Genomic DNA, 22,701 nt, shown 5'->3' with positions numbered 1-22,701 from the left:
CTTCTCACCTCCACCGCTTCCGTTCCACAATTTGAATGCTTAACAGCAGAAACACACCTGAGAGCGTCACGTAATACAATATATCTGGGCCGCTAATTACACCCTTCGTGAAGCTGTCAAACCGGTTCGTCAACGCAAACGGGTCCAGCCATTGTTGTAACGCAGATCCGGAATTGCCTGCAAATGAATCAAGCATCCACAATACGAGCAAAATAATAAAACCGGCTACCGCAGACACCATCTGGTGCTGAGATAACGTGGAAGCAAACAATCCAATCGCCATCATGCTTCCGCCCAGGAAAAAGAGACCCAGTGCAGACAACCATACGGATGTCAGATCCAGTTCACCAAAGAAGGACATAATAAACGGGTAAACGAGACTGCACAGAATAAGTACAACAAGAATGGCGAGTGACGCCAAATATTTACCGAAAATAATTTCGGTCACCCGTGCAGGTGAAGTCAACAACAATTCGTCAGTGCCCTGCCGGAATTCCTCTGCCACCAGACGCATCGTCAGCAACGGCACCACAAACAGCAGCATGGATAACGTGTCCCCCAGCACCAGACGATAATCTACAATGCTTGGCTGGTAATACACAAAGCTGGAATAGAACAGCAAACTTGTCATCAGTACATATACGGCAAAAGCGAAATACGAGGTCGGTGACAGGAAATATGCCTGCAGTTCTTTATTGCAAACCGCCATCATTCGTCTCATTTGGAACCCTCCCCTGTGTGGGAATCAGATGAAGTGCTCTCGGAACTAGTCGATTGCTTCAGATCTGACGTCGTGCCCAAATTGGCCTCTTCATCTGTCGCATGATTGGCGAGCTGCACTTTATCAGTTTCAGTCTCCTGTTTTACCAGTTCCACTTCGGATTCCGTTTCCGTTGTGGTAAGCTTCAGGAAAATTTGTTCCAGACTAAGATTTTCTTTCTTCATCTCCAGGATCGGCAAGCCTGCACCAGACAAAAGGTAGAATAGTTCCTCCCGGAAATCTTCGGAAGATTCGCCGGTAAGCAGCATTTTAACCGTATCAGCAGAACCATTGGATGCCTGTCCATCTGCTGCTTGAATGACTTCGCTCCGTACCTCCTCCCATGGTGTCAGCACATTATGTAATTGCTGCTCTGTTGCCTTCACTTCAATAGATACCTTAAACTGATCCCCCATCGCTGAGCCAAAATGCTGCGGTGAACCATCCAATACGAGCTGACCCTGATTAATAATCAACATCCGATTACAAAGCGTGCTCACTTCCGGCAAAATATGTGTACTGAGCAGCACTGTATGATTCTCACCCAGTTCACGGATCAGATCCCGTATCTCCATAATCTGATTTGGATCGAGTCCTGAAGTCGGCTCATCCAGCACGAGCAGATCCGGTTTGTGAATAATGGCTCCAGCCAGACCCAGACGCTGCTTGTACCCTTTGGACAGTCCGCGAACCAATTGCTTTTCGCGACCTTGAAGACCCAGCCTGCTGACCATCTCACTGATCCGCAATTTCACTTCACGGGTCGGGACATCCCTCAGATTAGCGACGAACTTCAAATACGACTGTACCGTCATATCTGGATAAAGCGGCGGTGTCTCCGGCAGATAGCCGATCTTGGAACGAACGCTTCTGCCCTGATCGTGCACTGATATGCCATCCACTGCAATGGAGCCTGCCGTAGGATGCAAATAGCCCGTAATCATTCGCATCGTTGTGGTTTTTCCGGCACCATTCGGTCCCAAAAATCCAACAATCTCACCGCGCTCCATTGTGAAATCCAGTTGATGCACGCCGCGCCGCCCATCAAATACTTTGCTGACCTGTTTCACTTCGAGCACATCATTCATCCTTTCCCGTTAAAATACCCGTGTGCCATCATCGCTTTCTTCAGATGGTCAACACGGGAAGTTCCTTGTATCTTACGTGTTGTATCCTAAATGCAGCTTAATGTCACTTAAAAGAGAGCTTAAAAATATGTGTCTAAAATGTGAACAACACTTCATTCACCCACACCCTGCACTCTGAGGCAACGTACCTTACAGTACAGGGGCATGAGCACCTGCACAAAAGTCAGAGGGTGAACCGTGTGAAAGTACTATTCACATTTTTTGTTCCAAGCGGCGGTGTGGATACTTTAAACCGATTGCGTACAGCCGTTCTGCAACGCCATGGCATCGAAGCGCATGTATTGTATCTGTACCCTGGCTCGGGAATGCAGAACAATACCAGCACGCCGGTCTTCACCGCTTCCAGTGATGAGGAAATTCACAGTTTGATTCATCATCATCGTTATGATGCCATTATTGTTACCTCCGATATTGCCATGCCGGGCAGATTAAGAGCCCTCGGGTATAAAGGACGCATTATCTATGAAGCACAGGGACTCGGTACGCGTGAACAGGCTATGGAAACCATTCAGATGGGAGTACCTTATCTTCAAGCCCACTGTAATGCTGCGGTCATTCCTCCAACAGATCATTTACTGGAGCTGTTCATTCATATGTGCCCTTGGCTTCACCGGTTTGTCATTCCCAATATGCTGGATACCAATACCTTTGCCCCAATTTCGGTGGATACTCCTCCCTATCCGGTACTTGCATGGGTAGGAAGGCTCGAACACAATAAAAACTGGCGGGAGTATTTGATGATATCCAGCGAAATCATTAAAAAAATTCCAAAAGCCAGACTATGGTTTTTCCATGATCCGACCTTGGCTAATCCGGAGGACGAGGTCATGTTCCGTCACATGCTTGCAGAATACGGGCTTGAAGATCGGATTGGCATCTTTATCAACGTGCCCCATTCCCAGATGCCTACATTCTACTCCATGGTTGCAGCTTCCGGGGGTATCATGCTGTCCACATCCCTACTTGAAGGCTTTGGATATGCCGTTGCTGAAGCCATCAGCTGCGGATGCCCGGTTCTCAGTACCGATTCGGATGGCGTAAGGTCCTTTATTACTCATAACCGAACAGGAAAATTCTATCCGATAGGCAACGTGAAAACCGCTGTATCTGAAGCGGTAGACCTTATGCGCAACAAAAAGCTGCGGGAATATATACGCATTCAAGGTAGACAGCATATGGCCATCTCCTTCTCCCCTGACCGATACGCCACTTCATTTCGGGAAATGATGACTGCCTTGAGCATTTTCTTTTAAACAAAACAAAAAGGCAGTTCAGAAAGATGCTCTGAACTGCCTAAACATTAAATTCATGAAATCAGATTATAAGAATTAGTGTCCCATCATCATTGCAGGATCAGGCTGATCCCCTGTTTGAAGGGATTCTTCCTCCATCCGTTTTGGTTTGCGCAAGATCAGACTAAGCAGGCATCCAAACAAGGCAATACACGCTGCCAGGAAGAAGGTATCGTTGAAACCAGCCACTAAGCCATTCACCACACTTGTAGCATCAGTAGCTCCAGCTGTATTGCTTGCAATATGGGAGGTCAGGAATCCGGTCAAGCCGGCAACTGCAAAGGACACAACCACTTGTTGTGCAGCAGCAGTAAGCGGGGTAACCCGACCTACCAGCTTACGTGGAGCAGCATTCAGTACATGCGTATTGAGTGGCATCATGGAGAAACCCATACCCAATCCCATCATGACAAGGCTAAGAATGATCAGGCCAAGGCCCGTTTCCGCCGTAATCGATGACAGAATAAACAGTGCACCCGAGATGATACCCAGACCCACGAAAGCGAGTGGTCTTGCACCAATTTTATCAAACAAACGTCCACCAAGCGGCATACCCACACCCGAAGCCAGCGCCTGCGGGAGCAGAATGAGCCCTGTTTCCAATGCAGTGTAGCCTTTAATTTGTTGCAGATAAAGTGGAATCAAAATCATTGCACCAAATAAAGCGACTTGTGATACCCATGCCAGAATAATACCCCGTGTGAAATCAGATGATTTGAACACCCGAAGTTCCAACAGCGGATTTTTGTGACGAAGCTCCACGATAACGAATAAGATCAGCGCTACGCCTCCGACAATCACACCTGTCAGTGTTGTTGCAGACGTCCAGCTTGTTCCGCCTTCACTTACACCGTATGCGAGCATCGAGAATGCGATTGGTGCCAGAATCATACCAAGCAGATCAAGCGCAGGCGTGCGTCCACGATCCGTATCCGGCAGGAATTTGATACATAGAATAAACGCGGCAATACCAATCGGCAGATTGATCAGGAAGATCCAGTGCCAGCTGAATGACTCAATGAACCAGCCGGATAATACCGGACCCAGCGCAGGGGCCAACAGCATCGGAATCCCGAGCATACCCATGATAGAACCTCTTCTTTCAGGAGGAGCCAGACGGAATACCATCGCCATACCAATCGGCGCAACCATACCTCCGCCAAGCCCTTGGATGATACGGTAAATAATCAATTGTTCAGGAGATTGCGCAATCGAACACAAGACTGAACCCAGAGTAAACATCGCGATCGTGAACAGAAATACTCTTTTGGCACCAAATCGGTCGGTCAACCATCCCGCCAGCGGAATGACGGCTGACAAGGCCAACGTATATCCTGTAACCGTCCATTGAATGGTCTTCAAATCGGTCTCAAAATATTGAACCAGATTCGGAATTGCCACGTTAACCACCGTGCTGTCCAAGATGACCATAATCATCCCAACAATAATAGCCAGTAGCGGCAGAATAATCGTTTTAATTGAGAACTCCGCCGGGTCCTGGGGCACTGCTGTTTGTTGTTTCACTCTCTCCACTCTCTTTTCCGGCCTGGAGGCATTATCTTTGTATGTGTCTCTCCATCGGCCTTATATTCACGACGTTTCAAACCCTTGTTTTAAACCGTCGTTTTAAACTTTTGTTTAAGCATAGGTTAATTCTAATGAAAATACCTTTGCTGTCAAGCTATTTTTTTATTGGATAACGAATCACGTATGTATGCCAAAAAATGGACCAGGTTTTCTCCTGCCCCACCCCATTGGTTAATCGATGCTCATTATGGTGACCTCTGCTAATCTGCCAATTTGATCATCTGATGCTCCGAAAGTATACCCAAGGTCTGGCCTTGGTCACTTCTGCAGTACATTCGAATAACCAGATGACTTGGTATAGAACTGTTGCTAATGATGCGCAGTTCGCACGGATCGGATGAGACCGCGAGATTATGAATAATGTGATTTCCTGTGTCAGCCCCAATCCGGCAAAGATAGCGATACAACTCCCCACGGGTCTGACTGATTCCTCCGACAAAGATATCCACATCGTCATTTCCCACAAATGACAATTCAATGTCCATATATCTCACCGGTACAACGGTTTGCAGCAAGTTTTCGTGAATCTCCAGTACATATGCGGCCACGGTATATCCCTCCTCTAAAGCAGAGTTGAACCTTTCTCTAGATATGGTATGCCTGCTCTCGTCCATTGCTATTTGCAATCACCCATTTTAATTAATTCCAACGAAATGCCCACCCTTTTGTCTGCTTTTTTTCATAAACTAACAGGATAGAAGATCGGCCTGTACAGGCCGTGACAAGGAGGTACCTATGAGAGTTCTGCTCGTGACTTATTGGGAGCTTACACAGATGGGTGGAATATGGACATATGTGAAACAGCTGGCTGACAGGCTGATGGCTCTTGGCGTAGAGGTGGATATTATGGGCACCAACGGAGCCAAAAATGAAGTGTACATTCGCAATCTCAATCGTTCCTTCTCCAAAGATAAGGTATGGCCCATGCTTCAAGCCAAGCTGAATCCGACAGATTTGCCTCAATTTACTGCCGATTCTCTCGTGGCTTATTATGAATTGAACAGGTATGCCTTTGAAATGGGAGCTGCCTATCTCGGCGTTGATCATTACGATGTCATCCACGCGCAGGACCCGGTAGCAGCGGTTGCAATGAGACGTATATTAAACCGCAACACACCCATGGTAACGAGTTATCACGGAGCGCTTGCGCGCGAAGCCTTTTACGATGCTCAGAACTCTAACGCGAAGCTCACACTTCCCGAATACTTGCAATCCAAACGCGGACGTTACTTCCTGTCACTGGAAGAGCGAAGCGCTGAACAATCCCAGCTTATTCTGGTCTCCAGCCATTGGATTAAGAGCACACTTACGGACCTCCATGTTCCCGAGTCCAAATTTCGAATTATTCCTTATGCTGTAGATATTCCGGCCTACCGTGCCCAAGCAGCAGTCAAGTTCCGTCAGAGGAAGACAGCGGGCAAAAAAGTGATCGCCTTTACGGGCAGACTGGAACACATCAAAGGGGTTCATATTCTGGTCAAAGCACTCTCCAGCCTTAAGAAGAATCGCTCGGATTGGGTCTGCTGGATTGCTGGGGAAGGCAATCTGATGGAGGATTTGCGCTCCCTAGCCAATGATCTTGGGGTAGGTGCTGACATCGTTTTCTGGGGGAAACTCGACAACATCCCTTCATTCCTACGCCATGCTGACATTTATGTACAGCCCAGCTTGCAGGATACGCAGCCTTTCTCGGTTACAGAGGCTCAGCTCGCCGGATTGCCTGTCATTGTCAGCGGTACGGCAGGCATGCCTGAGATGGTGCAGCCTGAACATACTGGTTGGGTCGTTCCACCACAGGATGTCGAAGCCCTTAGCGCACTGTTAAATGCCCTTCTGCAGGATGATGCTACCCGTGCAAAGGTAGGAGCAGCAGCCAAAGCATGGGCTGAACAACATCGTTCACTGGAGGAGATGGGGTTGCGCACGCTGCATGTCTATCAGGAAGCCATTCAGTTGGGAGGTCAGAGAATATGACACTGCTCGTCCCTAGTGATTTGTATAATCGTTGGTTCTCCACCCCTGTGTCGACGACGCATATCGAGGTGGATTACGCTGTAATGAACGAATTAATGAGGAAGCTGCCCAAAGGATACGTTTTTCCTGATCCGGCAACCATGCACATACTCACTTCCGAAAAAAATTAGAGTCAAGTAACTATACAAACAGGAACAAACAAGAGGATATTCGTTCATGCCGTAATCACTTTACGGCAACCGAATACCCTCTTTTTCTTGCGGTTCACTAGCTAGCTATTCGTGGTTTCTTCCATCACTTGTCACATCTACTTCCAGTAACCGCCAACCTGAAGCAGATTGAGTAATACGGGCCGATGCTTCGCTTGAACAAGTTCCATCTCGGCTTTCAATGCCTCAAAGTGTTTCTTGGTTCCCATTGATTCATGAACCCGATAACACATCAGTGGCTCATTGTAATAGAACAGCTCATAGAGCGGAAACAGTCTCAGCCACATCTCATAGTCATGCGTGTAGCGAAAATCGGTGTCAAACATGCCGAACTTTCGAAATGCATCCATCTCAAGCATCACCGTGCAACCGTTGATTGGGCAACCTTCGGTCAGCACCTGAAGCATCTCCAGACGACTCCCTACTTCTGGTCTCACCGTGTCCATCCATTCGCTGTTCGCATCTACATAATGATAGGCACCGTGACAGAACGAAGCCTTGACGTCAAGCATGAACTTCAGTTGTTTCTCTACCCGGTCCAGCAACATCACATCATCGGAGCTGAGCCAGACAAAGTAATCACCTGTCGCCTGTTTGATTCCCTCGTTTAACGCGGTTGCTGTTCCACCATTCTCTTTTCGAATATAGTGAATGCGATCCATGAATGGTTGCAGCCGCTCCACATGCTTCGTAGAGCCGTCATCCACCACAATGACCTCAATATGCGGATACGTCTGGTGAATGGCGCTGTGAACAGCCTGCTCGATATACGCACAATTATAAAAAGGAATGACAATTGATACCTTGGGCTCCATTCGGTCCTCCCCTTTCTCCGCGTGAATATTACCATTCTCCCTATTATATGAGGATAGATCCGTTAGGTATCGGGCATCTGTTGCATAACGACTCATAAATTACGTATATGAGCATTTTGCATTAATCCAAAGAGCGGCTTTCCATCAGTAAGATTCTGATAGAAATGCATATAAATAAAGAGGGCGTTATTCGGCCAACTTGCGGCCTCCATAACCCCCACCAAAGTTCTTTATCCCCCCATGGCAGCAATCCGCTGCAACAAAGGCTCCCGATATCTGGACCATACCATGGAGGCCTCCCGACCGATGGCATCCGCATGGCGTACTGTCCCCATTCCCCCATGCCGTCGATATGCCGTAAGCGATTCGTTCAGATATGGAAACCGATGGCCGTTCAGCAAAATACGCATCCATAGATCCAAATCATGCGTATAAGGCAACAGTTCATTGAACAGGCCCACCCCACTAAAGAGATCCTTGCGAATCATCACAGTACAGCCGTTCACCGGATTGCCGTATACGAAGAGGCGCAGCCACTCCGGTTCGGCCACCGGTTCTGCCCCCCCGTTTAACTTGGTCACCGCTGAATGTTCATTAATGTAATTAAAGTTGGTATGTGAGATGAGCACATTCTCCCGTTGCATAAATTCAACCTGATGACGAATCTTATCCGGATATAAGAGGTCATCCGAACTCAGCCAGGCGACATAGTCCCCGGAGGCATGACGGATGCCGTGATTCAGAGCTGAAGCTGTGCCGCCATTACTTTTGCCCAAAACATTAATGTATGGAAGATAAGGCTGAAGCAGATCCGCATGCCGGGTAGAGCCATCGTTGACGATAATGATTTCCACATCGGGATACGTCTGGTTCATCGCACTTTGAATCGCTTGAGGCACATATGGACAATTGTAAAACGGAATGACAATGGACACTCTTGGATTCATCCAGTGGACCTCCCTTGCTGAGTACGAACATCGCTCAGAATGTCCTGAAGAGATTGGGCAAAAGGAATCAGTGGCTGCCAGCCCAACTTGCGCAGCAGTGACATCTCCTCCTGCTCTCCAGCGCCGTCCGGACCAGAAGAAGCTCCGTCCCAGCGTACGGGTACTTTCGCTTCAGTCATGGTCAGCAGCGTATCCGCTATTTCACCCAGGCTTCTCTCTTTGCCCGATACGACGGGGTAAACGGTGCCTGACGTGCCCTGAACAAGCAAGGTTGCGTAGGCCCGAACCGCATCCCGTACATCCAGAAAATCACGGGTATTATCCCGGCCAGATAGACGGAAAGGCTCCGTTTTACCTTCCTGTTCACAGGCGACAACATGACGTGCCAGCAGCGAACATATTCCTGTTGAAGGACCTGCACCGATCAGATTGCCCGGCTCTGCCAGCATAATTTGCTGTCCAAAGAGGGACATCCACGACAGCGACACCATCTCCTCCAGTGCTTTGCTGAGACTGTACGGGTGGGGAGGCTGCGGAGGCCGACCGGGTTCAGGCGTGTATTTTAACCGGGAACCTACAATAACGGTCCGTGCCGCTGGGCAGCTCCGGAGAGCATCTAGCAGATACAGTACAGCCATCACATTGGTCTCCAATACTAGTAGCGGATCGGACCAGGACTCCGGCACCGAATTTTTGCCTGCGAGATGCAGGGCATAGTCCGGTTTCACCTCGTCAATCAAATGACGAACTTGCTGTTTATCATTCAGATCACAGACATGCACAGCTACACCATCGCCGAACGAATGCACTCCGACTCGCCTGACCACCGCTGTAACCATTGCACCAGCTGCCCGGAAATAAGCGACCGCATGCCGCCCTGTAAAACCGGACGCACCTGTGATCAGCACCTTTTTGCCTGTCAGCTCTGCTCCATCCATAATGCCAGCTCCTTCAGCATTGTAGAATAATCCGGAAGGTCTGTCTTCACGTCCTCACGTGTGGACACCAGCGTACGATCCTGCACTACGCTATCATCCGGTACAACAACAACATCCTGCTTATTCCATGTCTGTTGGAACAGGAGAAGCAGATCATGCTTGCTGACAGGTTTCGGATGAGCCAAATGAATCAGACCGCTAAGCGGGGACGACAGATAATGATCTACCCATTTGGCCAATTCAAGGGTGGTTACCCCATTCCAGAAGACACGTGTATATCCGCCAACTTCCCCTGTAGTGGACATGAACCAATGCATCAGACCGATGCCACCCTTCCGAATTTCAGGTCCAATAATGGAAGTGCGAATTGTCAGATGTCCAGCATCCTGGACTTCACCCAATGCTTTTGTAATTGCATAGGCAGATGTTCCATCGGTAACATCATCCTCTCGGTACGCCCCTCGATCCCCACTAAACACACAGTCCGTACTGATATGAATCAGACGTGCCCCAATCGTGTCGGCAACCCGCCGCAAACGATGCGGCAGGAATCCATTAATGTGATAAGCGGTAATTTTGTCTTCATCTGCAAAGCTGTTCAAAACACCCACTGCGTTAATGATGACATCCGGATGCACCACCTCCACCAGACGGTCGACCATAAAGCAGTCATTTACATCCAACAGAAGACCATTAGGGTCCGATACATCACGGGTCGTGTAGAAAACGCTATGCACGCCTTGACGGCGGAAATAGTCGACCAGAATATGGCCGGCCATTCCGTTCCCCCCAAGTATCAGCAGCTTCATGACAGAAATCCTCCGCGTTGCAGAATGTCACGAATCTCCTGTTTGGTCATCAGCTGATGCTCAGAACTGAAGCTGCTGAAGGATACTGGAGGACAATTCGTATAATGCTCCTTCAACCCCGGTATGCCGAGGGTAGGCAAAATCACCAAGTATTGCTCATCGTATACAACGGTTGTCATGCTCTCGAATTCACTCATCAGTATTTCATGAATCTTCTCGCCTGGCCGGGTGCCACGCTCCACAATGGACACATTCTCCACACCTGAATCCTCAATCAACACTTCAGCGAGATCCACAATTTTGCACGTCGGCATAGTCATAACAAAAATCTCGCCACCCACGCTTTCCACCGATGCTTTGAAAAGCAAGGTGATGGCATCTTTCAAGGTCAGAAAGAACCGCGTCATGTTCATGTCGGTAATGGAAACTTGACCTTTCTGACGAATCTGATTTTTGAACAAATGCACAACACTGCCATTCGTTCCAAGTACATTGCCACCACGTACAGTGACAAATCGCGTATTGCTGTGGAGCAGATTGGCGTATACGATCAACTTCTCTCCGATCGCCTTAGTCATGCCGTAGAAATTGGATGGATTAGCGGCCTTGTCGGTCGAGATGTAAATGACTTTTTCCACATTATTTTCAATTGCAGCTTCGATGACATTTTGTGTGCCGATCACATTGGTTTTGAGTGCTTCGTAGGGTTGATCTTCACACACTGGAACATGCTTGAGCGCTGCGAGATGAAACACATAATCCACCTGTTGACAGGCAACCGTCAACGCTTCCTTGTCTCGAATATCACCAATGCGAAAATGAAGACGCGGGTCTTCGAATTCACGGCTCATCGCCACTTGGCTGGACTCATTCCGGGAGTATACAATAATCTCCTTGGGCTGCTGGGGCAACAGTTGAGCCACAAGTTCATAACCCCATGATCCCGTACCGCCAGTTACGAGTATACGCTTATTTTCAAACATGCATTTTCCCTCCAAGCAGAAATTTGACCACTTTACTGGATACATCGGTTGCTTTGTAGCCTTGTGGACAATCCCAGTCGTTTGACATTTCGATCATTACTTTCACACAGCCCGCAATACGCTCCGCATCCAGACCTGAGACCACGTTGCTGCCGCAATCCACCGTCTCCGGTCGTTCTGTTGTGCGACGCATGGTTACCGTAGGCACACCCATAATGCAGCACTCCTCCTGTACGGTACCACTGTCCGTAAGTGCACAGCGTGCATGTCGTTCCAGCATCACGAAGTCGAAAAAACCGAATGGTTCGTGAAATTCCACCAGCGGGTGCATCTCCAGTTGCAGATGCTCGGCAATTCGAATAGCCGTTCGAGGGTGAATGCTGCATATGACTCGCATGGCATGTTCTTCAGCAACCTGGTTCAAGCCTTTCATGATCTCCAGCAAATGAGGAGGGTGATCAACATTCTCTGCCCGATGGGCCGTAACCAAAAAATATTGCCCGGACTTCAGCTTCAATTTTTTCAATATTTTGCTGGTACTCACCTGTGTGTCGTAGTGACTCATCACTTCATAGATCGGATTGCCTGTCAGCACAATTCGTCGACTGGGAACCCCTTCACTAACCAAATGTTTCTTGCTCTGTTCGGTATAAGGCATATTAATGGTTGAAATGGCGTCGATGACCCGGCGATTTTTCTCCTCAGGCACATCCAGATCAAAACATCGGTTGCCCGCTTCCATATGAATGACGGGTATGCCCATCCGTTCAGCCAACACAGCACATAATGCACTGTTCGTATCGCCGAGCAGCAGCACTTTATCCGGTTGCTCCTGATTTAATAAATCTTCCATTTGCGTAAACATCGAGGATAACTGCCGACCCAACGAGGCCGCTTCATCCTGAAGGACGTAGTCCGGCGCCCGCAAGCTCATTTCCTTGAAGAAAAGACCGCTGAGACTTTCCGTGAAGTTCTGCCCCGTGTGTACCAGAATATGTTTGGACGCGTACTGGTCCAGCTTGGAAATGATCAGGCTGAGCCGTATGATTTCAGGTCGCGTCCCCAGCACCGTCATGATCTTCATCGTAATCCCTGCCTTCATCATCTATTGGATACTCTCCGGCGTACCCGGCTTCGTCTGGCTTTGCCAGGAGCACGTTTGCGAGCAGTCGGTTGCCCCACGCGTACACGTTTCTTTTTACGCGCCTTCAGCTTCCTTCTACCTGTTCCCGTCACCCGTTTCGTTCTGTCATGAACCCCACTGCGATGGGATAATCGCTGGTGACGGCTCCGTCCCGTTCTGCCGTTTGATCGGGTGTCTGTTGCTTCATGGACAAGTTGACCTATCGCAAGCGGAGGTAACGGTGAGAGCGGCAACGTCTGGATCACATTCAGTGGAAATAAAAGTGCCCGAACTGTAGCTGGTTCCAGAACCAGCACGGTTCGCAATTGCCCCTCGCCCCATGCGTACACTGGACCATTCGGAGGCTGAATATACGGAAACCATCCGGGAAAACGCGTTAACCACTGTGTCACCATCGTATGCAACTTTGCCCTGTAGGTTTCAATACCATAGAGCTTTTCCGCTTCTGTCCGATTGCGCCATCCGGTGTCGGAAGCCAGTTCAGGATCATTCAACAACGTTGTGGCCAGCGTGAACAGCGCTTGAGTATCACCCGGCGGAGCCAGAAATGCACCACTGCCTACCGATTCCAGCAATTCCTTCAATCCGCCCTGGGCAAATGCGATAACCGGTTTGGCAAAATAAAGCCCCTCCAGCGCGGTCATTCCGAATCCTTCTTTGACCATACTCGGGATAACAACGATATCCATAGCCGTATAGGCCAGTGATACGTTCTCTTCAAACGGCGTAAAGGTAAATCTCCGATAATAGCCGGATTTTTTCACCCGTGATACACATTCGTCATAGTACTTTTTGTCCGCTGATGTACCAATGATCCAGAATCGGCAGCGTGGATGGGTTTCGCACAATTGCAGAGCCATATCCACAAAAGGTTTCAGACCTTTGGCATCATATATAAAGGAAGAGATGTAACCAATGCAGATCTGTGATGGCTTGAAACCAAGCTCTTTGCGTTTGCGTTCCCTTAAGTGCACCCATCGATCTGGAGCTGGCAGAGACGGATCACAGGTTGGGGAAATCACGGTGAGTTTGTCGCTCATGCCCGCTTGTTTGAATGGGGTTATCGCCGTTTCGGAAATGCCTATGATCCAATCCGAGTAACGACCAATCATCTGTACAGCCTCGTTTGTATGTTCATTCTCCTGAATAATTTCGGTAATCTTCCAGATAACCGGAATTTGCAGAGACTTTGCTGCTACAGCTGGCATCACGTTGACACAGGTATTCGTTAACACCAGTTCAGGCGCAGTCTCCCGGATAAGGGAGACCACATCCTGATAGGCTGGTGATTGGCGAAGCTGTTCTGCATCCGTTGCGATTCCCCGGTAAGGTGTGTACACACCGTGAAGCATCGGCAGGAAACATATTTTGACCTGAATACCGAACCTCCGCGCAAATCCGGCGAGCTTACCTTCCTGAGGCACGACAAGTACACAATCGAAGATGGTACCCATTTCCCTCATAAAATGAAGCAGCAGCTTCTCCGCCCCCGTAATGCTGCGGGTGTTGCACACATGGGAAAACAACATGAGTTTGGGTTTAGTCGCCATGGCTGCACGGACCCTGAATACGAATGTCAGGGTTCTGTGCACACCTCCTTCCGGACAGGATTAAGGGAATATAATACTCAGCAGTTCGTTGATTCTTTTTCCATACGTGTGATCCTTTAATGTCCGTTCCAGCCCTCGAAGTGCAATCTCACGGCGCTCTTTCTCATGAGTGAGATAGTATTCAACCTTATCAAGCAGCTCCTGAGGGGAAGAGTAGGTCTCGATTTCTACACCTGGTTTATAGAAACGTGCCAGATCATCCCGTGCATCGGTCAATTGAAGGGTCGTGGAAGCCGCAATTTCAAATGTTCTCGGATTCGGAGAGGCTGGTGGAATTTTAACATGGTTGTTATTGACGGAATCGTCTTCGTGGGAACGGTGAAGGTTGATGACAATTTTAGTGCCGTTATAAACATCGTTCGTTTCCTGAGGACTCATCCAGCGACCCAATTCAATCTTCTCACCGTAAGCAGCATAGTCAGGCAGACGGTCCCACCAGATGCCATTAAACACAGTATTGTGTGACATCAGCTGTGCCATGATCGGATTAAAGAAATACACCCGGTTCCAGTAAGCCGAACCGATAAAGCTGACTTCCCGGTGGAGTGAAGACGGCGTTGTAATTGGGAAGTAGTGGTTGGTAAAGGCAGCAAACGGCAGGTAGTGTACTGAAGGGCAACCATTCTGCCGATACAGATCCACACAGTTCAGTTCCAAGGTGAACACATGGTCGAAATGCTGCACTGTCTCAAGCGTCATATCCGTATAGTACGGATCATCGGTAAGCCAGATCGCCGTCCGAATGCCTGCTTGCCGAATTGCATCCAGATGCTCCATTGGAATATCCATGCCATCCAACACAAGCACAAGATCAGGCCGGGTTTGCAATGCAATTTCCGATACAGGCTGGCGTGGATCGGAAAGAGTTACCTGAGCAACCATGCCCTGTAATGTGGCCATGATTGCCTCATCCAGTGGAGAGTACGGGAAACCTTTACCTGAAGATACGTAAAGGACGTGGATCTGTCGAAAAGGCAATGGTTCCTGTGCACAATTGACTATATAGTTGGCACGGCCGCGAAGATATCCTTCTTCCTTACCCGCATCATATCCGGCATGTTGCCCGTTTTTGCGTGCTTGGTCAGCCAGACTGAGCACTGGTGCATGAGACTTTCTCGTTTTACGGTGTTTGAGAGACATACCGCCACTCCTTTTATTTTTGGGATAGGATTCTCTAACTCTTGCTGTTCTGCAGAAAGTGATTTACACGTGTTCCAGCAGCTGAGCAATACGACGAGTGAACGTATGCTGGTTCAGTGTGGTAAGCAGCCCACGCCAAGCTAGGGCTCGCCGTTCCTCTTCATGGTGCAGATAATATTTGATTTTGTGCTGAAGTTCAGCCGCGGTTGTAAAGGTCTCGATGTCATATCCAGGCCGGTAGTAGCGTGGCAGATCATTGCGTGCATCCGTTATCTGCATCGTGCCACAGGCGCTGATCTCATACGTCCGCGGATTAATGGAATGACCTTGAAGATGATGCGTATTGCGATTGTCTTCCCCATTCTCGCAAGTCCGGTGAACGTTAATCACGATTTTGGCGCCATTGTAATAATCCACTGTTGCTCCCGGATCAATCCAGCCCTCATGGATAAATTGGCCCATGATGTCGAAGCGTTTCAGCCGGTTCCACTGACTGCCGGCAATGAATACCTTTTTGTCCGCCAGAAAAGGAGCCAGCTCGTCGAACAGTGCAATTCGATTCCAGAATCCGGTACCGATAAAACAAATGTCATACTGATGCTGCGGCCCCGTACGCCTTGGCTGAAACATCCCCGGGTTCACTGCCAGCGGCATATAGACCACCCGACCCGCTCCATGTGCAGTATAGAACGGCACAGCCGCTTCCTCATGCGTGAACACAACATCATAATGCTGGCAAATGCTTGTCGTATCTTCGGTAAAATAAGGGTCATCCACAAACCATACTGCTGTTCGAATTCCCAGTCCCCTTATGCCATTCACCTGTTCCAGATGATCGGGGGGAAATACGTGTAGTCCATTCATGACCAGCACCAGATCGGGCCTGTGCTGGCTGGCTTCCTGCAGCATGTTTGCCGGCGATCCGACAACACATTCACGAACAGATTGCTGCAAGGCTCCAATGACGCCTTCATCGATGGCATCGAATCCTTGCGGAATGTACAGCACTTTCATATTCCGCACGGTCGGCTCAAATATCTGCACTCGCTCCATCATGGCCTGACAGCCGCCAAATCTGCGGCCTTCTGCATATCCGCCACGGTAAGCCGTCTCCGCTTCTGTAGGCGGCCGGTGTCGTCGTTTTGCCACATCCTTCACCCTGTCTTCCTTCAGGAGATCCCACTTTCAGATTCTCCCCGAGATTGGTGTTCCCTCTAAAGGATATGCCCCGGGGTCAGATGCATCATGGACGGGTGTCCTGCAAGGCGCAAAATTGGCGTCTGCCCTCCACATCCGCCTGCACGGGCATGTCCGCTTTTGCGGCGATACAAATAACCCGGAGGGATCCGTCCCCCCGGGCAATCGTCATACACTGGACATGCATCTATAGTCATCCGAAAATGCACACCTACTCTGTTACTGTGCTTTGTAAGCCAACTGATGTCCGTCCTCGAATCCCTTGGCGAAACCCGCGTTGAATCCCTCGTTGTACGCCTCGTTGTACCCCTGGCTGTACGCGCTGTCCGGGTTCGGATCGGTAGGGGTAGCCGGGACGAACGGTTGCGCCGGCTTCACACTCCGGTGCCGTCGTACCGCACGTTTCTTTTTTTTGAGCCACGCACTGCGTCCTTTGAGGGTACGTTTGTGCAGTACACGTTTGCCTTTGACCGCACGTAGTTTACGGATTTTACGCAGACGGGCCCCGCGAGCAAGCAGAGCTCTTTTGGTTCTCAGACGTATTTTTTTCTTCTTTAACATGTCAACATTCCTCCTGTATGTTCCGGACCATGCGTATCGCATATCCAGGGTCTTTGAGCCATGGCACACCAGGCTCCCCATGCTGGATTCGGGCCAATTGAATCCCCGTAACCATCCGGGACATCTCTTCTTGATAACGGCTCAGCAAACGAATGTTCTCGGCCAGACTGCGGGCGGATACTTCCGAGTGGGCAGACACGCTGGCCACACTGTCCAGAATGCGGGCGAGCGCCTGCTGACTGTGTGCAATGGACTCAATGAGGGACAGTTTCGCTTCCTGCTCACGCCGCAACAGACTCATTTTCCGAGATCCCCCATATCCATACCGCCAAACATGCCACCGTCCATGCCGCCTTCTTCACTATCGTTCTGTACCATGATGGCCTTCAGGTTGTTGCATAATCCGGTTTCCATTCGGGTCAATCCTTCCAGTATTTCCACCAGCTGATCATGCATTTTGAGTGGCTCTGCCACCTGATCGCTATGCGTCAGAAAAGCCTCACCATTCAAATGATTTAACGCCCAGTTCCTTACCTTCTCGGCTTCAATCGCCTTGGCCTCCAAAATCAGGGCAATATTCCACTGCATCTTGGCTGCTGCGTCCAGCATCAGTATGAGACTTTGTTCTCTGCTCATGTCCATTCACCCGCCTTCCGGGCTTATTCTTCCTCTTGATCCGCCATTTCCCGCATCACCTGGGTCAGCGTTTCGGCTACGGCTTCTTCCAGGTCTGCCAGGCCTCCCAAATAGGAGATGATGCTTTTGTTGATTTGTCCCGAGCTGTCCAGCAGACCGTCAACGCCATCCAGCTCCGGTTCGATATCCGGCAAATGATTGATGATTTCAGACATGCGCACAGCGACTTGACGTTTGGCATCCAGTACACGCGCAACTTGCTGGTGAGAATGTGCAATATGTGTGAGTATTTCATCGATTTTGCTCTGCATGGTCCTCCTCCTTACCGTCACGGCCTGCTTCACCCATAGAAAAACCCGGCCTATCAGCATTTGCCTGCTACAGCATATGCCGGGCCGGGATCGTCAGTTACTCCAGCTTGCGCCTATATCGTCAGATGACATAACTCCAATCGGAAGAGTATCGACTGAGGAATTGGCGGGTACGTTCCTGTTTGGGCCGCACAAACACTTCCTCCGGTGTGCCTTCTTCCACTACGGAACCCCCATCCATGAATACAACTCGATTTGCCACCTCACGGGCAAAACCCATTTCATGGGTGACAACAATCATGGTGATGCCTTCCTGGGCAATCGATCGAATGACCGACAGCACCTCACCTACAAGTTCAGGATCAAGCGCAGAGGTTGGTTCATCGAACAGAATTACCTCTGGATTCAGTGCCAGCGCCCGAGCAATGCCTACCCGCTGCTGTTGGCCACCTGACAGCATGCTGGGATACTCATTAATTTTGGCGGACAGACCCACTTGTTCAAGTACACGCAAGGCTCGTTCACGAGCATCTGCTTTGGACATTTTCTGGGCAATGATTAACCCTTCCGTTACGTTATCCAGCACCGTTTTATGTTTGAACAGGTTATAATGCTGGAACACCATTGCCGTTTTTCGCCGCAACTGCACAATGTCATGTTTGCGGGCATGCTTACAGTCTACGGTTAACCCGCTGATCTGTACCTTGCCCTCATCGGCACGTTCAAGAAAATTTACACAGCGCAGCAATGTCGTTTTGCCGGATCCGCTCGGTCCAAGAATGGCAACAACATCCCCCTGCTCCACAGTCAGATCAATACCTTTCAACACTTCCTGCTGACCAAAAGATTTGTGTATATTCGTCAGTGATATCATGACACCCCTCCTTTGCTGTACACGGCAACTCTGCGTTCCAGCAAAGCTGTAATTCGTTCGGCAATTACCGTCAGACCCCAGTAGATCAATGCGGCAGCAATGAAAGCCTCCAGAAATTTCAGACTGACTGAAGCCACTACATCCGCTTTGCCGAGAATATCCATCTGTGACACGGTAAATGCAAGAGTTGATCCATGCAGGAAACCAACAAACATGCTGCACAGATTCGGTAGAACCGCACCAACAGCCTGAGGTAAAATAATGCGTCTCAACGCCTGGGAGGTACTCATGCCCACGGCATGTGCAGCTTCCATCTGCCCGGTATCCACCGCCAGAATGCCGGAACGGATAATCTCAGACATATAAGCTCCCGCAGTTAAGGAGAAGGCGAATAGCACAAACACCAGAATCGGAATGGAAGACGACTGAAAGGCCCAGCCGTACCGGGCTGCAAGCTTGTCGATGATCAGCGGAATCCCATAATAGATTAGAAACAAGTGCATCAGCATCGGTGTCCCTCGGAAAAACGAGACATAGAAATCAGCGATTCGGTAGACCCAGGGAACTTTATAGATTCGAATTAAAGCCGTGACCAGACCAACGCCAAAACCTGCGATCAACGGTACAATCGTAATGACGAGTGTCAGTGGCAATGCCTTTAGAATCTGGAAAAAAGATGTGTAGATAAAGTTGAAATCAATAGACATTCGCTCACCCCGCTATTCGTTTCAGGCGTTCAGCTCTTACCGCTGGCCCACGGACTTCTTTCTTACGTTCGTGACGCTGGAGTCTGCGTTCAGCGACAGCAAATCCTTTTTCAAGTACCAGCACAATAACATAGTAGACAACCGACAGACTGATATACACTTCAAGTGCATGCGATGTAGCCGAGATCAGCGTTTGCCCCCTGCCCACCATATCCATAACCCCAATCGAAAATGCAAGTGACGTATCCTTTAACGAGCCAATCAACGTATTTGCCATATTCGGAAAAGCAACAATGAGTGCCTGCGGAACCACAATCCGCCGAAACGACTGAAACGTGGTTAAGCCCGCTGCATAAGCTGCTTCCGTCTGTCCCTTGTCCACACTGCGCACAGCTCCGCGAAAGATTTCCGCAAAGGACGCTGCATCACTTAACGCATAAGTCACGATGACAAATACCAGCGGATCAGTCCTGGACAGATCGACTCCTATAGGCTTGAGCAATTCAGGTAATCCGTAGTAGACCAGAAACAACTTGATGAGAATCGGTGTGCCCCGCATGAAAGAGACGTACAGGGTCGCGAGCTGGCTCAGCACCGGAATCCGGTATAACCTCGGAACCGCCAGAAGCACACCGCCCACCAGACCGAGCACAATGGAGCCACCCAGTACAATCAGTGTAATATGCAAATATCGCAGCAGTTCAGGGACGAAATCCAGAACCAATGACAGATCGAATGATTTACCCATAACCGTCGCTCACCTTTCTCAACGAACTATTCCTCAACCGTGTAATCGGCTCCCAGCCACTCTGTGCTCAATTTGCTCAATGTTCCATCTTCCTTGATTGATTTGAGCGCTTCATCAATTTTCGTTTTGAGTTCTTCCTCATCCTTGTTCAGAATGAAATACACTTTGGAGTTGGACAGAGCCTCTCCGACAGTCTTTAACTGTGCATCCACCACTTTATTCTGATAATCGATGGCAAACTGCGTGCTGATGGTTGCATCCACCCGACCTGTTTTGATTTGGGTATTCGTATCTTCCCCTGCTCCGGAATACACAATGTCGATGGCGTTCCCGTTCGCTGCATTCCATTTCTCAGCCAGTACAGCCGCATTACTCGTAGCGCCAACAATCAGTTTTTTACCTTTCAGATCCTCGATGGATTTTACATCCTGGTTTTTCTCGCTCACAACGATTTTATTAGGAAAAATGTTATATGCCTCATCATTAAAAAGGAACTTGGCCTGTCTCTCTTCATTCACTTCCATCTGGTGAGCGATCAGGTCTATTTTCTTCGTTTCAAGACTGAGCAGCAGGTTTTTGAATTCCATCGTACTGAACTCGAATTCATATTCTGGCAATCGTTTATCAATCTCGCGGATCAGTTCTACATCGTATCCCGTCAGCTTGCCATTCTCATCAATAAAGCAAACATTCGGGAATTGAGTGCCTGTACCCACTATGATCTTCTTCACTTTATCTTGACCGGACGCAGATGCGGAATCCGATTCATTCGATGCATTGCCTGAACTGCAACCCGCCAGTACCGCCAACATAGTAATGAACAGCAATGCTGTCCGAAATTTCTGAATCCCCCATTGATTAACCATTCCCGATCTCCTCCACAGGCTGTCATTTCAGCCAATATGATGTGTACTCCCATTCCTCATCTTCGATTTAACTAACCATTCACACTTGTATAGTCGGAATTAGGTTGAACAAAGAATAGCATCGTATATCATACCTAGGCAATATGTATGTTAATAGGACATCCTGATAACGTTATAGAACTTCTCTATGCTTCACCAATTCCTACATCAAAAAATAAACCAAAAGAAGCGATCCTCCAACGGGGTTGGGGATCGCTTCTTGAATTGCAGATCACATTAAATTCCAATACGCATCTATCTGCGACTAGCCCATTTAATTTTGCGAGCTACTTCTATACGCTGCAGTTGCAACAGTCCGATTCGTTCTTCAAACTTCTTGCGTTCATCCGTTGAATGGGCCGCGTGAATCTGGTGGCAGAGACCTGTCAGTTTACTGTTGATATAATCAAATCTCATCCATAATTCTTCTTCAGGTGTGCGCTGCTCCGCTTCCGGCTGAAATATTTTGAGCTGGTGGATAAGGGACTGCTGCCATTCCTGATCCTCGATTTGGATGGCAAAATGCAAAAGATCCAGATAGTCGTCGATTTGCAACGATATACCGCAATCAGGTTTCGTATTCATTAGTCGTCTCTCCTTATTTCAGTTCTTGGCTGGAATCAGTTAGTTCTATTTTACAGGATAGAGCATGGTTTAGGCGAGTCCTGAAACGAGTAAAATTGGAAAAAGTTTTGTCATTTTTACATATAGAAGCTTTCGATGGACTTATAGACAGATCTGATTCGAGAATTATATTCCAACCATGAATTTCATGATAAAATAACACCAAAATATTAAACCAACTTAACAGGTTGGAATAGTTAATTTTCATAGAAGGGATTGATCGATCATGACCGAACAATACCGATTGGCTACGCTTGAAGATGCTGAACAATTGCAGGCTGTTACCGTTGATGCCTATGAGACAATTCGGGCTCTGAACATTCCTTTTCCAGCCGGACACGCTACACTGGAAGTCATCCAGAATAATATTGTACAGCATGAATGCTACATTCTTGAAAAAGGGGGAGAAATCATTGCCACGGTTACCCTTGATCGAGCTGAAGATGTACAGCGGCAAGCTATCAGTCCTTATCCTTTTATCCGCTGGTTCGCGGTAAGTCCGGACCATAAAAGCCAGGGTTATGGCTCTAAACTATTGGATTGGGTTGAGCAAAATATCATTCTACAGAAGCTTGATGCTCCTGCCGTATTTCTGGCAACGGCGACCCGCCATCCCTGGCTTGCTCCCATGTATGAACGGCGGGGATATGAACCCTTCCATCACAAAACGGTACAGACACCTGAACGGCAGGAAGAGATTGTATTTATGATCAAAACGCTCGACCCTTCCCGTTATGAGACGCCTTCTGTTCAAACAGGCTGAACAAATAGCGGCTTGGATG

At 48.8% G+C, this 22,701-nt stretch carries 27 protein-coding genes; 4 read left to right on the top strand and 23 right to left on the bottom strand.

Annotated features, from left to right (window positions below; translation table 11 throughout):
- Nucleotides 1-4: 4 nt before the first annotated feature.
- Both CS562_RS20755 and CS562_RS20750 read right to left on the bottom strand, forming a co-directional pair.
- Entirely contained in the window at nt 5-721 is a 717-nt protein-coding gene (locus CS562_RS20755) for an ABC transporter permease subunit (protein WP_099858085.1), read from the bottom strand.
- Nucleotides 718-1,848 carry an ABC transporter ATP-binding protein gene (locus CS562_RS20750; protein WP_099858084.1) on the bottom strand — a complete coding sequence of 377 codons (1,131 nt, stop codon included), beginning with the start codon at nt 1,846-1,848 and terminating at the stop codon, nt 718-720. The genes CS562_RS20755 and CS562_RS20750 overlap by 4 nt, the downstream gene beginning before the upstream one ends.
- 239 nt (nt 1,849-2,087) lie before the next feature.
- On the opposite strand from CS562_RS20750, the gene CS562_RS20745 reads away from it, so the two are divergent.
- The gene (locus tag CS562_RS20745) at nt 2,088-3,161 is read left to right on the top strand and encodes a glycosyltransferase family 4 protein (protein WP_175381168.1); all 1,074 of its coding nucleotides are present in this window, start codon (nt 2,088-2,090) and stop codon (nt 3,159-3,161) included.
- Nucleotides 3,162-3,236: 75 nt separating this feature from the next.
- Here CS562_RS20745 and CS562_RS20740 read toward each other — a convergent pair whose 3' ends face one another.
- Entirely contained in the window at nt 3,237-4,724 is a 1,488-nt protein-coding gene (locus CS562_RS20740) for a DHA2 family efflux MFS transporter permease subunit (protein ID WP_076290832.1), read from the bottom strand.
- Between the two features lie 263 nt (nt 4,725-4,987).
- Nucleotides 4,988-5,335 carry a hypothetical protein gene (locus CS562_RS20735; protein ID WP_099858083.1) on the bottom strand — a complete coding sequence of 116 codons (348 nt, stop codon included), beginning with the start codon at nt 5,333-5,335 and terminating at the stop codon, nt 4,988-4,990.
- Between the two features lie 187 nt (nt 5,336-5,522).
- Between CS562_RS20735 and CS562_RS20730 the strand changes: the two genes are divergently transcribed.
- Nucleotides 5,523-6,761: a glycosyltransferase family 4 protein gene (locus CS562_RS20730; protein ID WP_076290835.1), complete on the top strand. Its 1,239-nt coding sequence runs from the start codon at nt 5,523-5,525 to the stop codon at nt 6,759-6,761.
- Entirely contained in the window at nt 6,758-6,931 is a 174-nt protein-coding gene (locus CS562_RS33030) for a hypothetical protein (protein ID WP_170867946.1), read from the top strand. Before CS562_RS20730 ends, CS562_RS33030 begins: the two co-directional genes overlap by 4 nt.
- A 137-nt stretch (nt 6,932-7,068) precedes the next feature.
- On the opposite strand, the gene CS562_RS20725 is transcribed toward CS562_RS33030, so the two are convergent.
- From CS562_RS20725 to CS562_RS20640, 19 genes are all read right to left on the bottom strand, one after another.
- Nucleotides 7,069-7,785: a glycosyltransferase gene (locus CS562_RS20725; protein ID WP_099858082.1), complete on the bottom strand. Its 717-nt coding sequence runs from the start codon at nt 7,783-7,785 to the stop codon at nt 7,069-7,071.
- Between the two features lie 230 nt (nt 7,786-8,015).
- Nucleotides 8,016-8,732 (bottom strand): glycosyltransferase, encoded by a 717-nt coding sequence (locus tag CS562_RS20720; protein WP_076290837.1) that lies wholly within the window; start codon nt 8,730-8,732, stop codon nt 8,016-8,018.
- Nucleotides 8,729-9,670 carry an NAD-dependent epimerase/dehydratase family protein gene (locus CS562_RS20715; protein WP_099858081.1) on the bottom strand — a complete coding sequence of 314 codons (942 nt, stop codon included), beginning with the start codon at nt 9,668-9,670 and terminating at the stop codon, nt 8,729-8,731. The genes CS562_RS20720 and CS562_RS20715 overlap by 4 nt, the downstream gene beginning before the upstream one ends.
- Nucleotides 9,652-10,479 (bottom strand): dTDP-4-dehydrorhamnose reductase family protein, encoded by an 828-nt coding sequence (locus CS562_RS20710; protein ID WP_076290839.1) that lies wholly within the window; start codon nt 10,477-10,479, stop codon nt 9,652-9,654. The genes CS562_RS20715 and CS562_RS20710 overlap by 19 nt, the downstream gene beginning before the upstream one ends.
- Nucleotides 10,476-11,462 (bottom strand): polysaccharide biosynthesis protein, encoded by a 987-nt coding sequence (locus tag CS562_RS20705; RefSeq protein ID WP_076290840.1) that lies wholly within the window; start codon nt 11,460-11,462, stop codon nt 10,476-10,478. The genes CS562_RS20710 and CS562_RS20705 overlap by 4 nt, the downstream gene beginning before the upstream one ends.
- A complete protein-coding gene (gene wecB / locus CS562_RS20700) occupies nt 11,455-12,546 on the bottom strand; it encodes a non-hydrolyzing UDP-N-acetylglucosamine 2-epimerase (protein ID WP_099858148.1) in 1,092 nt (363 codons plus the stop codon). Before wecB ends, CS562_RS20705 begins: the two co-directional genes overlap by 8 nt.
- Before the next feature lie 17 nt (nt 12,547-12,563).
- Nucleotides 12,564-14,156: a glycosyltransferase family 4 protein gene (locus CS562_RS20695; RefSeq protein ID WP_257219561.1), complete on the bottom strand. Its 1,593-nt coding sequence runs from the start codon at nt 14,154-14,156 to the stop codon at nt 12,564-12,566.
- A gap of 60 nt (nt 14,157-14,216) precedes the next feature.
- Nucleotides 14,217-15,356 carry a CgeB family protein gene (locus CS562_RS20690; protein ID WP_246317951.1) on the bottom strand — a complete coding sequence of 380 codons (1,140 nt, stop codon included), beginning with the start codon at nt 15,354-15,356 and terminating at the stop codon, nt 14,217-14,219.
- 63 nt (nt 15,357-15,419) lie between these two features.
- A complete protein-coding gene (locus tag CS562_RS20685; RefSeq protein ID WP_257219560.1) occupies nt 15,420-16,514 on the bottom strand; it encodes a CgeB family protein in 1,095 nt (364 codons plus the stop codon).
- 56 nt (nt 16,515-16,570) lie between these two features.
- A complete protein-coding gene (locus CS562_RS32620) occupies nt 16,571-16,750 on the bottom strand; it encodes a hypothetical protein (RefSeq protein ID WP_125477307.1) in 180 nt (59 codons plus the stop codon).
- Between the two features lie 22 nt (nt 16,751-16,772).
- Nucleotides 16,773-17,114 (bottom strand): hypothetical protein, encoded by a 342-nt coding sequence (locus CS562_RS20680; RefSeq protein ID WP_076290842.1) that lies wholly within the window; start codon nt 17,112-17,114, stop codon nt 16,773-16,775.
- 1 nt (nt 17,115) lies between these two features.
- Nucleotides 17,116-17,415, bottom strand: coding sequence for a hypothetical protein (locus CS562_RS20675; protein WP_076290843.1), 300 nt, complete (start codon nt 17,413-17,415; stop codon nt 17,116-17,118).
- A complete protein-coding gene (locus CS562_RS20670; RefSeq protein WP_076290964.1) occupies nt 17,412-17,750 on the bottom strand; it encodes an alpha-helical endospore appendage domain-containing protein in 339 nt (112 codons plus the stop codon). The genes CS562_RS20675 and CS562_RS20670 overlap by 4 nt, the downstream gene beginning before the upstream one ends.
- 23 nt (nt 17,751-17,773) lie before the next feature.
- A complete protein-coding gene (locus CS562_RS20665) occupies nt 17,774-18,061 on the bottom strand; it encodes a hypothetical protein (protein WP_024632560.1) in 288 nt (95 codons plus the stop codon).
- Nucleotides 18,062-18,182: 121 nt separating this feature from the next.
- Nucleotides 18,183-18,935 (bottom strand): amino acid ABC transporter ATP-binding protein, encoded by a 753-nt coding sequence (locus CS562_RS20660; RefSeq protein ID WP_064635771.1) that lies wholly within the window; start codon nt 18,933-18,935, stop codon nt 18,183-18,185.
- Nucleotides 18,932-19,642, bottom strand: coding sequence for an amino acid ABC transporter permease (locus tag CS562_RS20655; protein ID WP_099858080.1), 711 nt, complete (start codon nt 19,640-19,642; stop codon nt 18,932-18,934). Before CS562_RS20655 ends, CS562_RS20660 begins: the two co-directional genes overlap by 4 nt.
- Before the next feature lie 4 nt (nt 19,643-19,646).
- Nucleotides 19,647-20,390 carry an amino acid ABC transporter permease gene (locus CS562_RS20650; protein ID WP_076290845.1) on the bottom strand — a complete coding sequence of 248 codons (744 nt, stop codon included), beginning with the start codon at nt 20,388-20,390 and terminating at the stop codon, nt 19,647-19,649.
- Nucleotides 20,391-20,416: 26 nt separating this feature from the next.
- On the bottom strand, nt 20,417-21,256 hold the full coding sequence (locus CS562_RS20645; protein ID WP_099858079.1) for a transporter substrate-binding domain-containing protein: 840 nt from the start codon (nt 21,254-21,256) through the stop codon (nt 20,417-20,419).
- A gap of 294 nt (nt 21,257-21,550) precedes the next feature.
- Nucleotides 21,551-21,880, bottom strand: coding sequence for a hypothetical protein (locus CS562_RS20640; protein WP_063566659.1), 330 nt, complete (start codon nt 21,878-21,880; stop codon nt 21,551-21,553).
- A 265-nt stretch (nt 21,881-22,145) separates the two neighbouring features.
- On the opposite strand from CS562_RS20640, the gene CS562_RS20635 reads away from it, so the two are divergent.
- On the top strand, nt 22,146-22,682 hold the full coding sequence (locus CS562_RS20635; RefSeq protein ID WP_099858078.1) for a GNAT family N-acetyltransferase: 537 nt from the start codon (nt 22,146-22,148) through the stop codon (nt 22,680-22,682).
- The last annotated feature ends 19 nt before the right edge of the window (nt 22,683-22,701 follow it).

Source organism: Paenibacillus sp. LK1, assembly GCF_002750415.1.
Taxonomy (GTDB): domain Bacteria; phylum Bacillota; class Bacilli; order Paenibacillales; family Paenibacillaceae; genus Paenibacillus; species Paenibacillus taichungensis.
The sequence above is the reverse complement of the archived record's forward strand: the minus strand, read 5'-3'. Positions and strand labels throughout refer to the sequence as shown.